The organism is Nocardioides sp. YIM 152315, assembly GCF_029210375.1.
GTDB lineage: Bacteria > Actinomycetota > Actinomycetes > Propionibacteriales > Nocardioidaceae > Nocardioides.
The window spans coordinates 84,543-99,189 of sequence record NZ_JARGER010000007.1 but is presented as its reverse complement, the minus strand read 5'-3'; the positions used below and the strand labels follow the sequence as shown (position 1 = coordinate 99,189).

The following is a 14,647-nucleotide window of genomic DNA, read 5'->3' as shown; positions in this document are numbered from 1 at the left end:
ACAACGCCGCAGGGACCCCGCATGAACACCCCACGGCGTTCTTCTCCTCCCCCGCTCCGCTCCTCCGTCGAACAACGCCGCAGGGACCCCGCATGAACGTGGTCATCGTCGGCGGCTCCGTCGCCGGCATCCGGACCGCCCGCGCGCTGCGCGAGCAGGGGTACGCCGGGCCGGTGCGGGTCGTCGAGGCCGAGGCCGAGGTGCCCTACGACAAGCCGCCGCTCTCCAAGGGCAGCGTCGACGGCGACGCCTGCGTCCCGCTGATCACCCTCGAGGAGGCCGACGACCTCGGGATCGAGCTGCTGCTCGGCTGCCGGGTCGTCTCACTCGACGCCGACCGTCGCCGGGTCACCCTCGACGACGGGGCGGTGCTGCCGTTCGCGCACCTCGTCATCGCCACCGGCCTGACGCCGCGCCGGGCGCCGTACGACGTCGCGGGTGTGCACGTGCTGCGCTCGCTGGCGGACGCGCGGGCGATGCGGTCCGCGATCGCCGGCGCCGCGCGGCTGCTGGTCATCGGGGCCGGGTTCATCGGCGCCGAGGTGACCGCGCTGGCCCGCGCGCACGGCGTCGACGTGACCCTGGTGGACCCCGAGCCGGTCCCCCTGGGCCGCGCGGTGGGCCGCGACCTGGGCGAGCGGCTCTCGGACCTGCACCGTCGCCACGGCGTCGAGACCCGCTTCGGCACGACGGTGCGCTCCCTCGAGCCGGCGGGGGAGGGCTTCCGGGCCACCCTGGACGACGGCGCCCTCGTCGAGGCCGACGTGGTGGTCGTCGGCATCGGGTCCGAGGTCAACGTCGGCTGGCTGGCCGGCTCCGGGCTGCTGGTCGACGACGGAGTGGTCTGCGACGAGGTCGGTGCGGCCGTCGGGACCGTCGGCATCCACGCCGTCGGCGACGTCGCGCGGTGGGCGGGCGTCCGGGTCGAGCACTGGACCAACGCCGTCGAGCAGGCGGTCTGCGTCGCCCGCACGATCGCCCGCCCCGACGACGTGGCCACGCACGCGCCGGTCGCCTACGTCTGGAGCGACCAGTACGACTGGAGGATCCAGCTCGTCGGCAGCCGTGACGTCGCGCGGGTCCCCGACGTGGTCGAGGAGGCCGAGCCGTTCCGGCTCGCGGCGACCTGGCGTGACGCGGACGGCCGGGTGACCGGCGGCGTCACCGTCAACTGGCCGCGCGAGTCGCTCAGGCTGCGCAGCGCGCTCGCGCGTGGAGAAGCGTCATGAGCACCCCACATGAGCACCCCGTGCGCCTGGACGAACTGCGGGCGGAGGTGGCCGAGGGCTGCCGGGTGCTCGCCGCGCGCGACCTCGCGCCCGGTTTCCTCGGCCACATCAGCGTGCGCGTCGACGCGACCCGGCTGCTGGTGCGCTGCCGGGGCGGCGACGAGCGCGGCTTGGCGCACACCACGCCGGACGACGTACGCCTCGTCGACCTCGACGGCGGCCCGGGCGCGCCCGGCGAGCTGGACGTGCACACGACGCCGTACGAGCTCGCGCTGCACGCGGCGGTGCTCCGGCACCGCCCGGACGTCGACGTGGTCGTGCACGCCCACCCCCGCGACGTGGTCGTCGCCGACCTCGCCGGCCTGCCGATCCTGCCGATCGTCGGTGCCTACGACATCCCCGGCGCGGTGCTGGCCGCGGGCGGGGTGCCGGTGTTCCCGCGCTCGGCGCTGATCGCCGACGCCGGGCTCGGTGACGCGGTCGCCGACGCGCTCGGTCCCAGCCCGGTCGTCGTGATGCGCGGCCACGGCCTCACCTCGACCGGGGCGTCGGTCGCGGAGGCGGTGCTGCGCGCGCAGGCCGTCGCCACGCTCGCGAGGCTCTCGCTGGACGTCGTGGCCGCGGGTGGAGAGCTGCGGCCGGTGCCGGCCGAGGACCTCGCGTCGCTCCCCGACCTGGGTGCCGCGCTCAACCTGGCCACCGCCTGGCGACACGAGCTCGCGCGGCTCGCTTAGCGTACGCTCGCTCATATGACGACCACGGAGACCGAGACCGTCGACTGGCGCGACTGCCGCCCGGTCGAGCTCACCGACATCCTGCGGCACTCCAGCGAGGCGTTCTACGAGCACGGCTTCCACGGGACCACCGTGCGCGACATCGCCGCGCGCGTCGGCGTGACGGTGCCCGCCCTCTACTACCACCACGCCAACAAGGAGGCGATCCTCGTCGCGGTGCTCGAGGCCGCGATCGGCGACCTCCTCGACCGCAACGAGGCGGCGGTCGCGGACGGCGGCGACGACGCGGTGGCGCAGATGGCCAACCTCGTCGAGTCGGTCACCCTGCACCTCACGGTCCGGGCCCGGCTCGCCGCGCTCGACTCCGAGTACCGCTACCTCAGCCCCGAGGCGCGCGCGCCGTACACCGAAGGGCGCAAGCGCAACGAGCTGCTCACCCGCGCCGTGATCGACCGCGGGATCGAGCAGGGCGTCTTCGTCGTCGACGACCCCGCCGAGGCCACGCGCGCACTCCTCGGCATGCTCCAGGCGATCCCGCGCTGGTACGTCGACTCCGGACCCCTCACCCCTGCCGACGTCGCCACCCGGTACGTCGGTCTGAGCCTGGCCCTGCTGGGCGTCGCACCGCGAAAGGATTGAGCATGACCACGAGCATCCCGAGCAACATCGGTGACGGCGAGCTGACCGTCACCTCCATCCTGCGCCACGGCGCGCGATGGCACTCGGGGCGCTCGGTCACGACGGTCGGCGCCGAGAAGCCGGTGCTGTTCGGCGACCTGGAGGGGCGGGCGGCGGCACTGGCCCACGGGCTCGCCGAGCTCGGCGTCGGGCCCGGCTCCGTCGTGGGCAGCTGGCTCTGGAACACCCAGGAGCACCTCGACGCCTACTTCGCGGTGCCGGCGCTCGGCGGGCTCCTGCACACGATCAACCCGCGGCTCTCGCCCGACCAGATCACCTACACCGTCAACCACGCCGCCGACGACGTGCTGCTGATCGACGGCTCGTTCCTGCCGCAGCTGGCGGAGGTGGCAGACCGGCTGCCGACGGTGCGCACCGTGGTGGTCGTCGGGGAGGGGGACGCGAGTGCCCTGTCGGGCACCGTCGTCCGATACGACGACCTGGTCGCCGGTCGTGCGACGGACTTCGCCTGGCCCGCGCTCGACGAGCGCTCCGCGGCGACCCTGTGCTACACGACCGGCACGACGGGGGACCCGAAGGGCGTCGCCTACAGCCACCGGTCGATCTGGCTGCACGCGCTCTCGGCGTGCACCGCGAACGCGATCGCGATCAGCGCCCGCGACTGCTGCTACGTGATCGTGCCGATGTTCCACGCGAACGCGTGGGGCTACCCCTTCGCGAACGTCTGGGCCGGCGCCGACCTGCTGCTCAGCAACCGCTGGGTCGACCCGGCCACGGTCGTGGAGGCGGTCCGCACGCACCGGCCGACGTACTCCAACGGCGTGCCGACGGTGTGGAACGAGATCCTCGCCCACCTCGACGCCGACCCGGCCCGCGACCTGGAGTCGCTCGACCGGGTCGTGCTGGGCGGCGCGCCGATCCCGGAGACGCTCTCGGCGGGGCTGCGACGCTACGGCGTCGAGGCGCTCCAGGGCTGGGGGATGACGGAGACCTCGCCGCTGGTGACGGTCAACCGGCCGCCGCGACCGGAGGAGAACCCCGACCCGGTCCGGCGCGCCGGGATGCAGGGTCGGGTGATCGCCGGGGTCGACATCAGGCTGGTGCAGCCCGACACCGGCCAGCAGCTGCCCGAGGACGGGGAGACCGTGGGCGAGCTCGAGCTGCGCGGCCCGTGGATCGCGGCCTCCTACTTCCGGGCCGACGCGCCCGACAAGTTCCGCGACGGCTGGCTACGCACCGGCGACGTCGGCACCCTCGACCCGCTCGGCTACGTCAACCTCACCGACCGCGCCAAGGACGTCATCAAGTCCGGAGGCGAGTGGATCTCCTCGGTCCAGCTCGAGCTCGAGATCGCGCGTCATCCCGACGTCGCGCAGGCCGCGGTGATCGGCGTGCCCGACGACCGGTGGGACGAGCGCCCGTGCGCCCTGGTCGTGCTGCGCGAGGGCGCGACCACGACGGCCGAGGACCTGCGCGCGGCGCTGCTCGAGACGCTGCCGAAGTGGTGGGTGCCCGAGCGCTGGGCGGTGCTCCCGGAGCTCCCGTTGACGAGCGTCGGCAAGTTCGACAAGCGCGCCATGCGCCGTCGGTTCGCCGACGGCGCGCTCGACGTCGAGCGGTTCTGACGATCCCGGTGCACGCACGGCGGGCCGCGTCAGCACGTCCTCCCGATCCAGGCTGTTCGGCAGAATATTCTTCTGCTCTGCGTAAACCAATATCCCGTTGAGCGTGGTAACGAAGACATTTCGGCTACTTAGCGGGCGCTAAGAAGCCCTTGACACCGGCTCCTTAGCGGTTGTTCAATTCCCCGGTGACCCGCTGGTGAGTCACGTCACATGCGAAGGGACTGGAAGCATGATTCGGAAGACGATCCCCGTTCTGGCGGTCGGCGCGCTGCTCGCCCTCAGCGCCTGCGGAGGCAGCGGCTCGAAGGCCTCCGCGGACGGCGAGGACGGCGTCGAGATGGGCCCGGGCGTGACCGACAAGGAGATCAAGGTCGGACTCCTCACCGACTACTCCGGCCCGATCGCCGAGGCCGCGACCTCCGGCTCGCTCGGCATGGAGGTCAAGTTCGACCAGGTCAACGCCGACGGTGGCGTCTGCGGTCGCAAGATCGTCGCGGTCAAGGGCGACACCAAGTACGACGCGCAGCAGACCGTCCAGGCCTACCGCGGCATGGCCGGCGACGTCGCGATGATCGGCGAGGTCCTCGGCTCGCTCAGCATCGACGCGATCAAGACGAACCTCGAGCGCGACGAGATGCCCGCCATGGCGATCTCGCTCAACACCACCACGATGCTCGAGCCGAACGTCTACGTGCCGCTCCCGGTCTTCGAGGTCGAGCTCGCGAACGGTGTCAGCTGGGCGGCCGAGGAGGCCGGCGCCTCCGAGGACAAGCCGCTGAAGGTCGCCTCGGTGACCGGCACCGACGACTACGGCAAGGCCTACGCCAGCGCGGTCGAGGCGGCCGCCGAGGCGATCCCCGGCGTCGAGGTCGTCGCCGAGCCGACGTTCGCCCTCACCGACAAGGACTTCACCGCCCAGGTCTCCGAGCTCGAGGAGTCCGGAGCCGACGTCGTGCTCCTGGGCACCGCGCCGTCGCAGACCGCCGGCGTCGTCGGCACCGCCGCCCAGCTCGGCTACCAGCCGACCTGGATCTCCTCGTCGGGTGCGTGGTTCGCCTCCCTGGCCGAGCCGCTGGACGGCCTGCTCGACAAGTTCTACGTCTCCGGCGGCTACGGCACGCTGACCGACGACGTCCCCGGCATCACCGAGCTCAAGGACGCGCTCGCCGAGTACGCGCCGGACGCCGCGCCCAGCGAGTTCCAGGTGGGTGGCTGGCTCTTCGGCGAGGCCACCGTCGCCGCGCTGACGAAGGCCTGCGAGGACGGCGACCTCACCCGGGACGGCATCACCGAGGCGCTCAAGGACCTGACGGTCGACTACAAGGGCATCACGCCCGAGGTGAACCTCGGCGACGGCGACAGCATCGTCAGCTACTCGTCGCGGATGAACAGCATCGGCCCGAAGGGCGAGCTGGTCCCGATGGGCGACTTCTACGCCAGCGACGCCGCCAAGGCGTGGGGCGAGGCGAACGGCTACTGATCGACCGCCGGGCGCGCGGCGGGGGTCGCCGCGCGCCCGGCATCGATCGCCGGCCACCGACGGGAGCATCCGGATGACACTCTTCTTGCAGCTCGGGTTCCAGGGCATCGCGCTCGGCATGGTCTATGCGCTCATCGCCCTGGGCTTCGTGATCATGACCAAGGGCTCTAACACCTTCAACTTCGCCCACGGCGAGTTCGTCGCCGTGGGCGCGTACGTCGTCCTGGCGCTGATGCCGCACCTGCCCTACTGGCTGGCGTTCCTCGGTTCGATCGTCGTCACCGTGGCGCTCGCCCTCCTCGTGGAGGCGACGCTGCTGCGCCGGCTCCTCGACAAGGGGCTGACGACGGTGGTGCTGGCCACGCTGGGCGTCTCGATCATGGTGCACGCCCTGATCCTCATGGTCTGGGGCGTCGGCACGAAGGGCTCGGCCGGCCCGGTGGGCTCCGGCACCGTCGAGGTGGGCGGCGTCGTGCTCCCGCTGAGCGGCATCGCGACCATCGTCGCCTCCGTGATCGTGCTCGCCGCGCTGCTCGTCTTCTTCCGGCGCACGCCATACGGCCTGGCCCTGCGCGCGACCGCGAGCCACCAGGAGGCGGCGCTGGCGCAGGGCATCGACATCGGCCGGATGTTCGCGCTGTCGTGGGCCATCGCGGCGGTGCTCGCGGTGGTCGCCAGCATCTTCCTCGCATCCTTCCCGCGGGTGGTCTCGCCCTCGATCGCGCTGGTCGCCCTCGCCGCCATCCCCGCGGTCGTCATCGGCGGCATGGACTCCCTGATCGGAGCCGTCGTCGGCGGCCTGATCGTCGGGCTGATCCAGGTGCTCGGCGCCGGCTACCTGGCCGACTACGGCGGCGGCAAGCTGCACGAGGTGCTGCCCTACGTGCTGATGCTCCTCGTCCTGGTCGTCCGTCCCTACGGGCTGTTCGGCAGCCGCGGCATCGAAAGGGTCTGAGCGATGACCACGACCGTCTCTGCGCCCCCGACCGGGAGCGCGCCCCAGCCGGAGGTCGCGCCCGCGCGACGCCGCCGGGTCCGCGCAGGCACCATCGGCCTCGTCGCCTGGCTCCTCGGCATGGTCCTCGTGCCGTGGCTCGGCATCTCCGACCTCTGGATGGGGGTGGGCATCTTCGCCATCATCGCCGCCGTCGGTGCGCTGGGCATCCAGGTGATCATGGGCTTCACCGGGCAGATCTCGCTCGGACACTCCGCCTTCATGGCGATCGGTGCCTACTCCTCGGCGTGGCTCGGGGTCGAGCAGGAGCAGCCCTTCTGGGTCTGGCTGCCCGCCGCGGCCCTGGTCGCGGGTCTGGCCGGCGCCCTGTTCGCGCCCATCGCCGTGCGCATCCGCGGTCTCTACCTCGCCGTCGGTACGATCGCGCTGGTCTTCATCGGCGCCTACGTCTGGGAGACCTGGACGACGGTCAGCGGCGGCGCGGGCGGCCGGCTGGCCGCGCCCGTCGAGATCAACGGACAGGACCTCCTCGACGGCTACTGGTCGGGCGGCACCCAGGTGATGACGCTCTTCCAGGCCTGGTGGTACTTCGCCTTCGCCGTGCTGCTGGTCGTCATGGTCCTGACCTGGAACATCCGCCGCTCGCGGCTCGGCCGCTCCATGCTGGCGGTGCGCGACCGCGACCTCGCCGCCGGCGTCGTCGGCATCCCGGTCACCCAGACGAAGACCGTCGCGTTCGCGATCTCCTCGGCCTTCGCCGGGGTCTCGGGGGCGCTGCTCACGGCGTACATGGGCTACTTCACCCCCGGGCAGTGGTCGCTGATGCTCTCCATCGACTTCATCGCGATGGTGGTCATCGGCGGCCTCGGGACCATCACCGGCGCCGTGCTCGGCGCGTTCTTCTTCCGGGCCGTGCCCGAGGTCGTGAACTGGCTCTCGGCGTACCTCCCGGGCATCTCGCAGGACGCCAAGGTGGACGGCGGCGTGACCGCGCCGCTGCTCTCGCAGTTCGTCTACGGCCTGCTCATCGTCGTCATCCTCATCTTCGAGCCGAGGGGGCTGAACCAGCTGTGTCGCAAGCCGTTCCGCTGGATCCAGCAGCGGCGGGAGGGAGCACGATGAGCGACTGCGCCCTCGCCGTCCACGACCTCAGCGTCCGGTACGGCGCCGCCGCGACCGCCCTCGACGGACTCACCCTCGAGGTGCCCAGGGGCGAGATCGTCGCGCTGCTCGGTCCCAACGGCGCGGGCAAGTCCACGCTGATGCGGGCGGTCTCCGGGCTGCTGCCGGTGCACGGGGGCTCGCTGACCTCCGGCCGCGTCGAGGTGCTCGGCACCGACGTGACGCGGCTACGGCCCTCGGGTCGGGTGCGGGTGGGCCTCGCCCAGGCGCTCGAGGGCCGGCAGGTCTTCCCCGAGCTCACCGTGGCGGAGAACCTCGCCGCCGGCGGCTACGTCCGCCGCTACCGGAAGGCCGAGGCCCGGGAGGTCCGCGAGCGGGTGCTCCACCACTTCCCGCGGCTGCAGGACCTGATGGACCGGCAGGCCGGCTACCTCTCGGGCGGCGAGCAGCAGATGCTCGCGATCGGCCGGGCGATGATGTCGCAGCCGTCGGTGCTGCTGCTCGACGAGCCGAGCCTGGGCCTGGCGCCGAAGATCGTCGAGACGGTGCGCGACGTCATCCTCGACATCAACCGCGAGGGCACCTCGATCCTGCTGGTCGAGCAGAACGCCGCGATGGCGCTGTCGATCGCCCAGCACGGCTACATCCTGGAAGGTGGCCGGGTCGTCCGGGAGGGGTCGGCGGCGGAGCTGCGCGCCGACGACGACATCGTGTCGCTCTACCTGGGCGTCGCGCCGGTGGAAGGAGCTGGCCAGCATGGCTGAGCACGCGACCGACCTCCTCGAGGTCGACGGCATCTCCCTGAGCTTCTCGGGCGTCAAGGCGCTCGACGGCGTCACCTTCTCGGTGCGCGAGGGAGAGGTCTTCGCCGTCATCGGCCCGAACGGCGCCGGCAAGTCCTCGCTCTTCAACTGCATCTCGGGCGTCTACAGGCCGCAGGCGGGGTCGGTGCGCTTCGGCGGCGACGAGCTGATCGGCCTGAAGCCGCACCGCGTCGCCCGCAAGGGCATCGCCCGGACCTTCCAGAACGTCGAGGTCTTCCCGGCGATGACGGTCCAGGAGAACCTGCTGCTCGCCCGCGACGGCTTCATGAAGGCCGGCCCGCTGTCGTGCATGGTCCGGATCGGCCGGTCGGCCCGCGAGGAGCGCGAGGCCGTCGTGGCGGTGCAGCGGTACGCCGAGATGCTGCGGATCGACCACCTGCTGAGCGCCCCCGTCGGCTCGCTGCCGCACGGCACGCAGAAGCGCATCGAGCTGGCCCGCGCGCTCGCGATGGAGCCGCGCCTGATCCTGCTCGACGAGCCGGTGGCCGGCATGAACCACGACGAGACGTCGGAGATGGGCGAGGCGATCAGGACGGTCAACCGCGAGGTCGGCGTCGCCATCCTGCTGGTCGAGCACGACATGACCATGGTCATGGGGATCTCGGACCGCGTGTGTGCGCTGGACTTCGGCCAGCGCATCGCCCTGGGCACGCCCGCCGAGGTCGCTCGCGACGCCCTCGTCGTCAACGCCTACCTGGGAGGGGCACTGTGAGTGAGGACAAGCTCAAGGTCTGGGCGATCGCAGGGAGCCTGCGCGCGGACTCCTGGAACGAGAAGCTGCTGCGGAACGCGGCCGCGCTCGCTCCGGACGACGTCGAGGTCCACGTCAGCGACCTGCTGCCGCAGGTCCCGTTCTTCAACGAGGACCTGATCGGCCACGAGCCCGCGGTCGTCCAGCAGCTGCGGGCCGAGGTCGCGGCGGCGGACGCGGTCATGATCGCGACCCCGGAGTACAACGGGATGGTGCCCGGCGTGCTCAAGAACCTGCTCGACTGGATCACCTTCCCGCTCTTCGCCTGCGCGATGATGGACAAGCCGGTCTCGCTGATGGGCGCGACGCCCAGCAAGCTCGCGACCGCGCGGGCGCAGAGCGGCCTGCGCCAGGTCTTCGTCTACAACCGCGCTCTCGTGGTCCCCAGCCCGGAGATCCTGGTGAACTTCGCCCACGACGCCTTCGACGCGGAGGGGCGCCTGATCGACCAGATGTGCGTCGACCGGATCGCGCATCACTTCGCGTACCTCAAGAAGTACGCCCGACTCAACCAGATGGACGAGGTGGCACTCAGCTCATGACCACAGTCGACAAGCAGTTCGTCAGCAGCGTCTCGCCGGGGGCGGCCCGCGCCGGTGCGGGTGGCTATCCCTGCCAGGGCGTCTACTACACGCCTCCGGGTGAGCGCCCCAAGGTGGCGATGATCGCCACCCACTACCAGATCGACTTCTCCGAGCACTACCTCGCGGACCTGATGGCCGAGCGCGGCATCGGGTTCCTGGGCTGGAACACGCGCTACCGCGGCTACGAGTGGCAGTTCAACCTCGACCAGGCGCTGGTCGACATCGGCGTCGGCGTCCGGTGGCTCAAGGCGGTGGCGGGCGTCGAGACGGTGGTGCTGCTCGGCAACTCCGGCGGCGGCTCGCTGATGGCGGCGTACCACTCCCAGGCGATCGAGCCCTGTGTCCGCCCCGCGCGCGACATGGCGCCGGCACCCGGTGTCGAGGACCTGATCCCCGGCGACGCCTACGTCTCGCTCGCGGCGCACCTCGGCCGCCCGGACGTGCTGACCGACTGGCTGGACGCCTCGGTGACCGACGAGTCCGACATCACCGCCACCGACCCGGACCTCGACCTCTTCAACCCGCGGAACGGCCCGCCGTACTCGCCGGAGTTCGTGGCCCGCTACCAAGCGGCGCAGGTCGAGCGCAACCACCGGATCACCCGATGGGCGCGTGCGGAGCTCGAGCGGATCACCGCGCTCGGGTACGCCGACCAGACCTTCAGCGTGCTGCGCACCTGGGCGGACCCGCGCATGGTCGACCCGACGCTGGAGCCGTCGGACCGCCCCGCGGGCCGGTGCTACCGCGGCCCGACCGAGGCCGCGAACAAGGGCGGCCACGGCATCGCCGGCCAGACCACGCTGCGCAACTGGCTCAACATGTGGAGTCTCGAGGAGTCGCAGACCCGCGCCGAGCCGCACCTGGCCAAGGTCACCGTCCCCGCGCTGGTGATCAACCCCGACGCCGACTCCGGCGTCTTCCCGAGCGACGCGGACCGGATCGAGGCGGCGATCGCGAGCACCGACAAGACACGGATCGACCTGCCGGGCGACCACTACTTCGTCCAGCCCGAAGGGGCCAGGGACAAGGTGGCCGACGAGATCGCCGCGTGGGTGAACGCGCGGTTCCCGGGAGCGTCCGCGTGAGCGATGCGCTCGACGAGGTCGCGCTGGCCCGGCGCCAGCACTGGGTCAACCAGGTGGCCCGGCACGCCGTCGAGCGAGCCGACCACGCCGCGCTCGTGTGCGAGGGCCGTCGCACCAGCTGGGCGGAGCTCCAGGACCGCGTGGTCGCGCTCTCCGGCGCGCTCGCCCGGCGCGGCGTCGCCGCCGGCGACCGGGTGGCCATCCTCATGGGCAACCGGTCGGAGTACGTCGAGCAGCTCGTCGCCGTCAACCGGCTCGGCGCGATCGCCGTGCCGCTCAACTTCCGGCTGAGTCCCGGCGAGGTCGCCTACGTCCTCGAGGACAGCGGCGCCCGGCTCGTGTTCGTCGACGACGGCACGGCCGCCACCGGACGCGAGGCCGTCGCGCAGACCAGCCACGCCGTCACGGTCGTCGACGGCGCGGCGTACGACGCCCTGCTCGTCGAGCCGGGCGAGCCGGCCCCGTTGGTCGACGTGGCCGAGGAGCAGCCGGCGCTGATCATGTACACCTCCGGCACGACCGGCCGGCCGAAGGGCGCGGTGCTGACGCATCGCAACCTGGCCGCGCAGAGCGCGACACTGCTGATGGCGTTCGGCTTCCGGCTCGACGGCGAGGTCAGCATGTGTGCCTCGCCGCTCTTCCACATCGGCGCGATCGGGAGCGTCGCCCCGGCCCTGATGGTCGGCGCGACCCAGGTGATCGTCCCGACCGGCGCGTTCGACGCGGCGGGGGTGCTCGCGGTCATGGAGCGCGAGCGGGTCACCTCGGTCTTCCTCGTACCGACGCAGTGGCAGGCCGTGGTCGACGAGCAACTGCGTGCGCCGCGCGACCTGTCAGCGCTGCGCGTGGCCGGCTGGGGCGCCGCTCCCGCCACCGACACCCTGCTCCGGCAGATGGGGGAGGTGCTCGTCGGGGCCGACAACGTCGCGCTCTTCGGGCAGACCGAGATGTCCCCGGTGACCTGCGTCCTCGAGGGGCGCGACGCGCGCCGCAAGCTCGGGTCCGTCGGCAGGCCGGTCCCCGGGGTGCAGGCGCGGGTGGTCCGGCCGGACCTGACCGACGTCGAGCCCGGCGAGGTCGGCGAGATCGTCTACCGCGGGCCCGGCACGATGCTCGGCTACTGGAACAACCCCGAGGCGACGGCCGAGGCGTTCGCCGGCGGCTGGTTCCACTCCGGCGACCTGGTGCGCGTCGACGACGAGGGGTTCGTCCACGTCGTCGACCGCGCGAAGGACATGATCATCTCGGGCGGGGAGAACATCTACTGCGCGGAGGTCGAGAACGTCCTGGCCGGACACCCCGGCGTCGCGGAGGTCTCGGTGATCGGCCGTCCGCACGAGCGCTGGGGCGAGACGCCGGTCGCGGTGGTCGTCCCGCGCGCAGGGGCCGCGCTCGACCTCGAGGAGGTTCGCACCTGGGCCTCGGACCAGCTCGCGCGCTACAAGCTCCCGACGGTCCTCGAGGTCGTCACCGAGCTGCCTCGCAACGCCTCGGGCAAGGTGACCAAGGGGGCGCTGCGCGACCGGTTCGGGCACGCCCCGTGACCGGGCTCCACGCCGCGATCGACGAGGCGTGCGCCGAGCACGAGGAGTGGCTGATCGCCAGCCGGGCCTGGCTGCACGCCCACCCGGAGCTGAGCAACCGCGAGGAGCAGACGGCGGCGTACGTCGCCGCGCAGCTGCGGGAGCTCGGCCTCGACGAGGTCCGCACCGGCGTCTCCGGCCACGGGGTGGTCGGGGTGCTCCGCGGCGGGCTGCCGGGGGAGCGGGTGATCGCGCTCCGCGCGGACATGGACGCCCTGCCGGTGCGCTCGGCCGACGGGATCGGGCCCGTGTCGCACGCCTGCGGGCACGACTGCCACGTCGCGGTCGTGCTGACGACCGCCCGCGTGCTCGCGGGCCTGCGCGACCGGCTGCCGGGCACGGTGGTGTTCTTCTTCCAGCCCGCCGAGGAGGGGCCGCCGCTCGGCGAGATCGCCGGCGCGAAGGCGATGCTCGACGCGGGCGCGCTCGCCGGAGTCGAGCCGACGATGGTCTTCGCGATGCACGTCGTCTTCCTGCCCAAGGGCGTGGTCGGCTACCACGTCGGCAACCAGTTCGCGGCGGCGTGCGCCGTCGACATCACCCTCCGCGGCGTCCAGGCCCACGGCTCCTCGCCGTGGCTCGGCGTGGACCCGATGCCCGCGGCGGCGCAGGTCATCCTCGGCGCCGGCCAGCTCTACCGGCAGGTGCCGGCCGCCAGCCCGGTCGCGGTGTCCTTCGGGCACGTCGAGGACGTCGGGCGCTTCAACATCATCGGCGAGAGCCTGACCCTGAGTGGGACGATGCGCAGCAGCCGCCAGGAGGACATGCCGGCGCTGAAGGCCGGCCTCGAGCGGCTGGTCGAGCACTCGGCGGCGGCGTACGGGTGCACCGCGGAGCTGCAGTACCACTTCGAGATCCCCGCGGTCCGCAACGAGCAGGCCTGGCTCGACGCCGCCCGCCCCACCCTCGAGCGGGTGGTCGGGGCGGCGAACGTCGTACCCGTCGAGCCCGTGATGGGCTCCGACGACATGGCCGAGCTGGTCAACGCGTACGGCGGCCTCTACCTCACCTACGGCGTGCAGGACACCCGGATGGAGGGTGGCCGGATCGCACCGGTCGAGGGCGGTCGCGGCCTCGCCCCCAACCACCACCCGGCGTTCTACGCCGACGACGCCTCGCTGCTCGGCAGCGTGCGGGTGCACGCGCACGTCGCCGTCGACCACCTGCTCGGCGCCCTGGGCGCCGGTAGAGTGCCCCGGTGACCACAAGGGCGACCAAGGGAGACGACGCGCAGCGACCGCAGTACCCGATCGAGTCGGTCGACAACGCGCTGCGGATCCTGCTGCTCCTCGGCGAGCGGCGCAACGTCCGGCTCACCGACGTCAGCGAGTACCTCGGCGTCGCGACGTCCACGGCCCACCGCCTGATGGCGATGCTTCTTTACCGCGGCTTCGTCCGCCAGCCCGAGGGCTCCCGCGCCTACGAGCCCGGGCCGTCGCTGACGACGATCGCCTTCTCGGTGCTGCGCCAGGTCGACGTCCGCGCCCGCATGCACCCCTACCTGGAGCGGCTCTCCTCCGGTCTGGGCGAGACCGTGCACCTGGGCCGGCTCGACGGCGACACCGTCTCCTTCGTCGACGCCGTCGAGAGCCCCCGCGCCGTCCGCGTCGGCTCGCGGCTCGGCAAGACGATGCCCGCCCACTGCACCTCGTCGGGCAAGGCGCTGCTCACGATGCTCGACGAGACCGCGATCCGCACCCTCTACCCCGACGAGAAGCTGCCCCGCCTCACCCCGCAGTCGGTCACGAAGCGCTCGGTCCTGCTCAAGCAGGTCGCCGAGGCCCGCGACCGGGGCTACGCCACCAGCCTGGAGGAGAGCGAGGACGGTGTCGCCTCCGTCTCCGTCCCGCTGGGGGAGTACGGCGGCGCCCGCTACGCCCTCAACGTCGCCTCCCCCCAAGGCCGGATGACCGACGAGACCCAGGCCGAGATCGCGGCCGGCCTCATGGCGGTCGCCACCGAGGTGCGCTCCTACTTCCTCTGACGGCGCTTGCGACGTCGGTGATGGGGCATTGCGGCCCAGATGGACGCGCGCC

The 14,647-nt window shown here is 72.3% G+C and carries 14 protein-coding genes; all 14 read left to right on the top strand.

Going from position 1 to position 14,647, the window contains the following annotated elements:
• The first annotated feature begins 92 nt into the window (after window positions 1-92).
• The 14 genes from PZ894_RS01140 (at window position 93) to PZ894_RS01075 (ending at window position 14,595) form a co-directional block, all read left to right on the top strand.
• The gene (locus PZ894_RS01140) at window positions 93-1,229 is read left to right on the top strand and encodes an FAD-dependent oxidoreductase (protein ID WP_275741606.1); all 1,137 of its coding nucleotides are present in this window, start codon (window positions 93-95) and stop codon (window positions 1,227-1,229) included.
• Window positions 1,226-1,963, top strand: coding sequence for a class II aldolase/adducin family protein (locus PZ894_RS01135; RefSeq protein WP_275741604.1), 738 nt, complete (start codon window positions 1,226-1,228; stop codon window positions 1,961-1,963). The genes PZ894_RS01140 and PZ894_RS01135 overlap by 4 nt, the downstream gene beginning before the upstream one ends.
• A gap of 15 nt (window positions 1,964-1,978) precedes the next feature.
• Window positions 1,979-2,602: a TetR/AcrR family transcriptional regulator gene (locus PZ894_RS01130; protein WP_275741602.1), complete on the top strand. Its 624-nt coding sequence runs from the start codon at window positions 1,979-1,981 to the stop codon at window positions 2,600-2,602.
• Window positions 2,603-2,604: 2 nt separating this feature from the next.
• Window positions 2,605-4,227 (top strand): long-chain fatty acid--CoA ligase, encoded by a 1,623-nt coding sequence (locus tag PZ894_RS01125; protein WP_275741601.1) that lies wholly within the window; start codon window positions 2,605-2,607, stop codon window positions 4,225-4,227.
• A 229-nt stretch (window positions 4,228-4,456) separates the two neighbouring features.
• Complete coding sequence (locus PZ894_RS01120) at window positions 4,457-5,707, top strand: ABC transporter substrate-binding protein (protein ID WP_275741598.1); 1,251 nt, start codon at window positions 4,457-4,459, stop codon at window positions 5,705-5,707.
• A 73-nt stretch (window positions 5,708-5,780) separates the two neighbouring features.
• The gene (locus PZ894_RS01115; RefSeq protein WP_275741596.1) at window positions 5,781-6,662 is read left to right on the top strand and encodes a branched-chain amino acid ABC transporter permease; all 882 of its coding nucleotides are present in this window, start codon (window positions 5,781-5,783) and stop codon (window positions 6,660-6,662) included.
• Between the two features lie 3 nt (window positions 6,663-6,665).
• Window positions 6,666-7,784 (top strand): branched-chain amino acid ABC transporter permease, encoded by a 1,119-nt coding sequence (locus tag PZ894_RS01110; protein WP_275741594.1) that lies wholly within the window; start codon window positions 6,666-6,668, stop codon window positions 7,782-7,784.
• Window positions 7,781-8,548 (top strand): ABC transporter ATP-binding protein, encoded by a 768-nt coding sequence (locus PZ894_RS01105; protein ID WP_275741592.1) that lies wholly within the window; start codon window positions 7,781-7,783, stop codon window positions 8,546-8,548. The genes PZ894_RS01110 and PZ894_RS01105 overlap by 4 nt, the downstream gene beginning before the upstream one ends.
• The gene (locus PZ894_RS01100; RefSeq protein ID WP_275741590.1) at window positions 8,541-9,320 is read left to right on the top strand and encodes an ABC transporter ATP-binding protein; all 780 of its coding nucleotides are present in this window, start codon (window positions 8,541-8,543) and stop codon (window positions 9,318-9,320) included. Before PZ894_RS01105 ends, PZ894_RS01100 begins: the two co-directional genes overlap by 8 nt.
• Window positions 9,317-9,901 (top strand): NAD(P)H-dependent oxidoreductase, encoded by a 585-nt coding sequence (locus PZ894_RS01095; RefSeq protein ID WP_275741588.1) that lies wholly within the window; start codon window positions 9,317-9,319, stop codon window positions 9,899-9,901. Before PZ894_RS01100 ends, PZ894_RS01095 begins: the two co-directional genes overlap by 4 nt.
• Entirely contained in the window at window positions 9,898-11,028 is a 1,131-nt protein-coding gene (locus tag PZ894_RS01090; protein ID WP_275741586.1) for a hypothetical protein, read from the top strand. Before PZ894_RS01095 ends, PZ894_RS01090 begins: the two co-directional genes overlap by 4 nt.
• Window positions 11,025-12,572, top strand: coding sequence for a long-chain-fatty-acid--CoA ligase (locus PZ894_RS01085; RefSeq protein ID WP_275741584.1), 1,548 nt, complete (start codon window positions 11,025-11,027; stop codon window positions 12,570-12,572). Before PZ894_RS01090 ends, PZ894_RS01085 begins: the two co-directional genes overlap by 4 nt.
• A complete protein-coding gene (locus tag PZ894_RS01080; protein WP_275741583.1) occupies window positions 12,569-13,813 on the top strand; it encodes an amidohydrolase in 1,245 nt (414 codons plus the stop codon). The genes PZ894_RS01085 and PZ894_RS01080 overlap by 4 nt, the downstream gene beginning before the upstream one ends.
• Window positions 13,810-14,595, top strand: coding sequence for an IclR family transcriptional regulator (locus PZ894_RS01075; RefSeq protein WP_275741582.1), 786 nt, complete (start codon window positions 13,810-13,812; stop codon window positions 14,593-14,595). The genes PZ894_RS01080 and PZ894_RS01075 overlap by 4 nt, the downstream gene beginning before the upstream one ends.
• Window positions 14,596-14,647 lie beyond the last annotated feature (52 nt).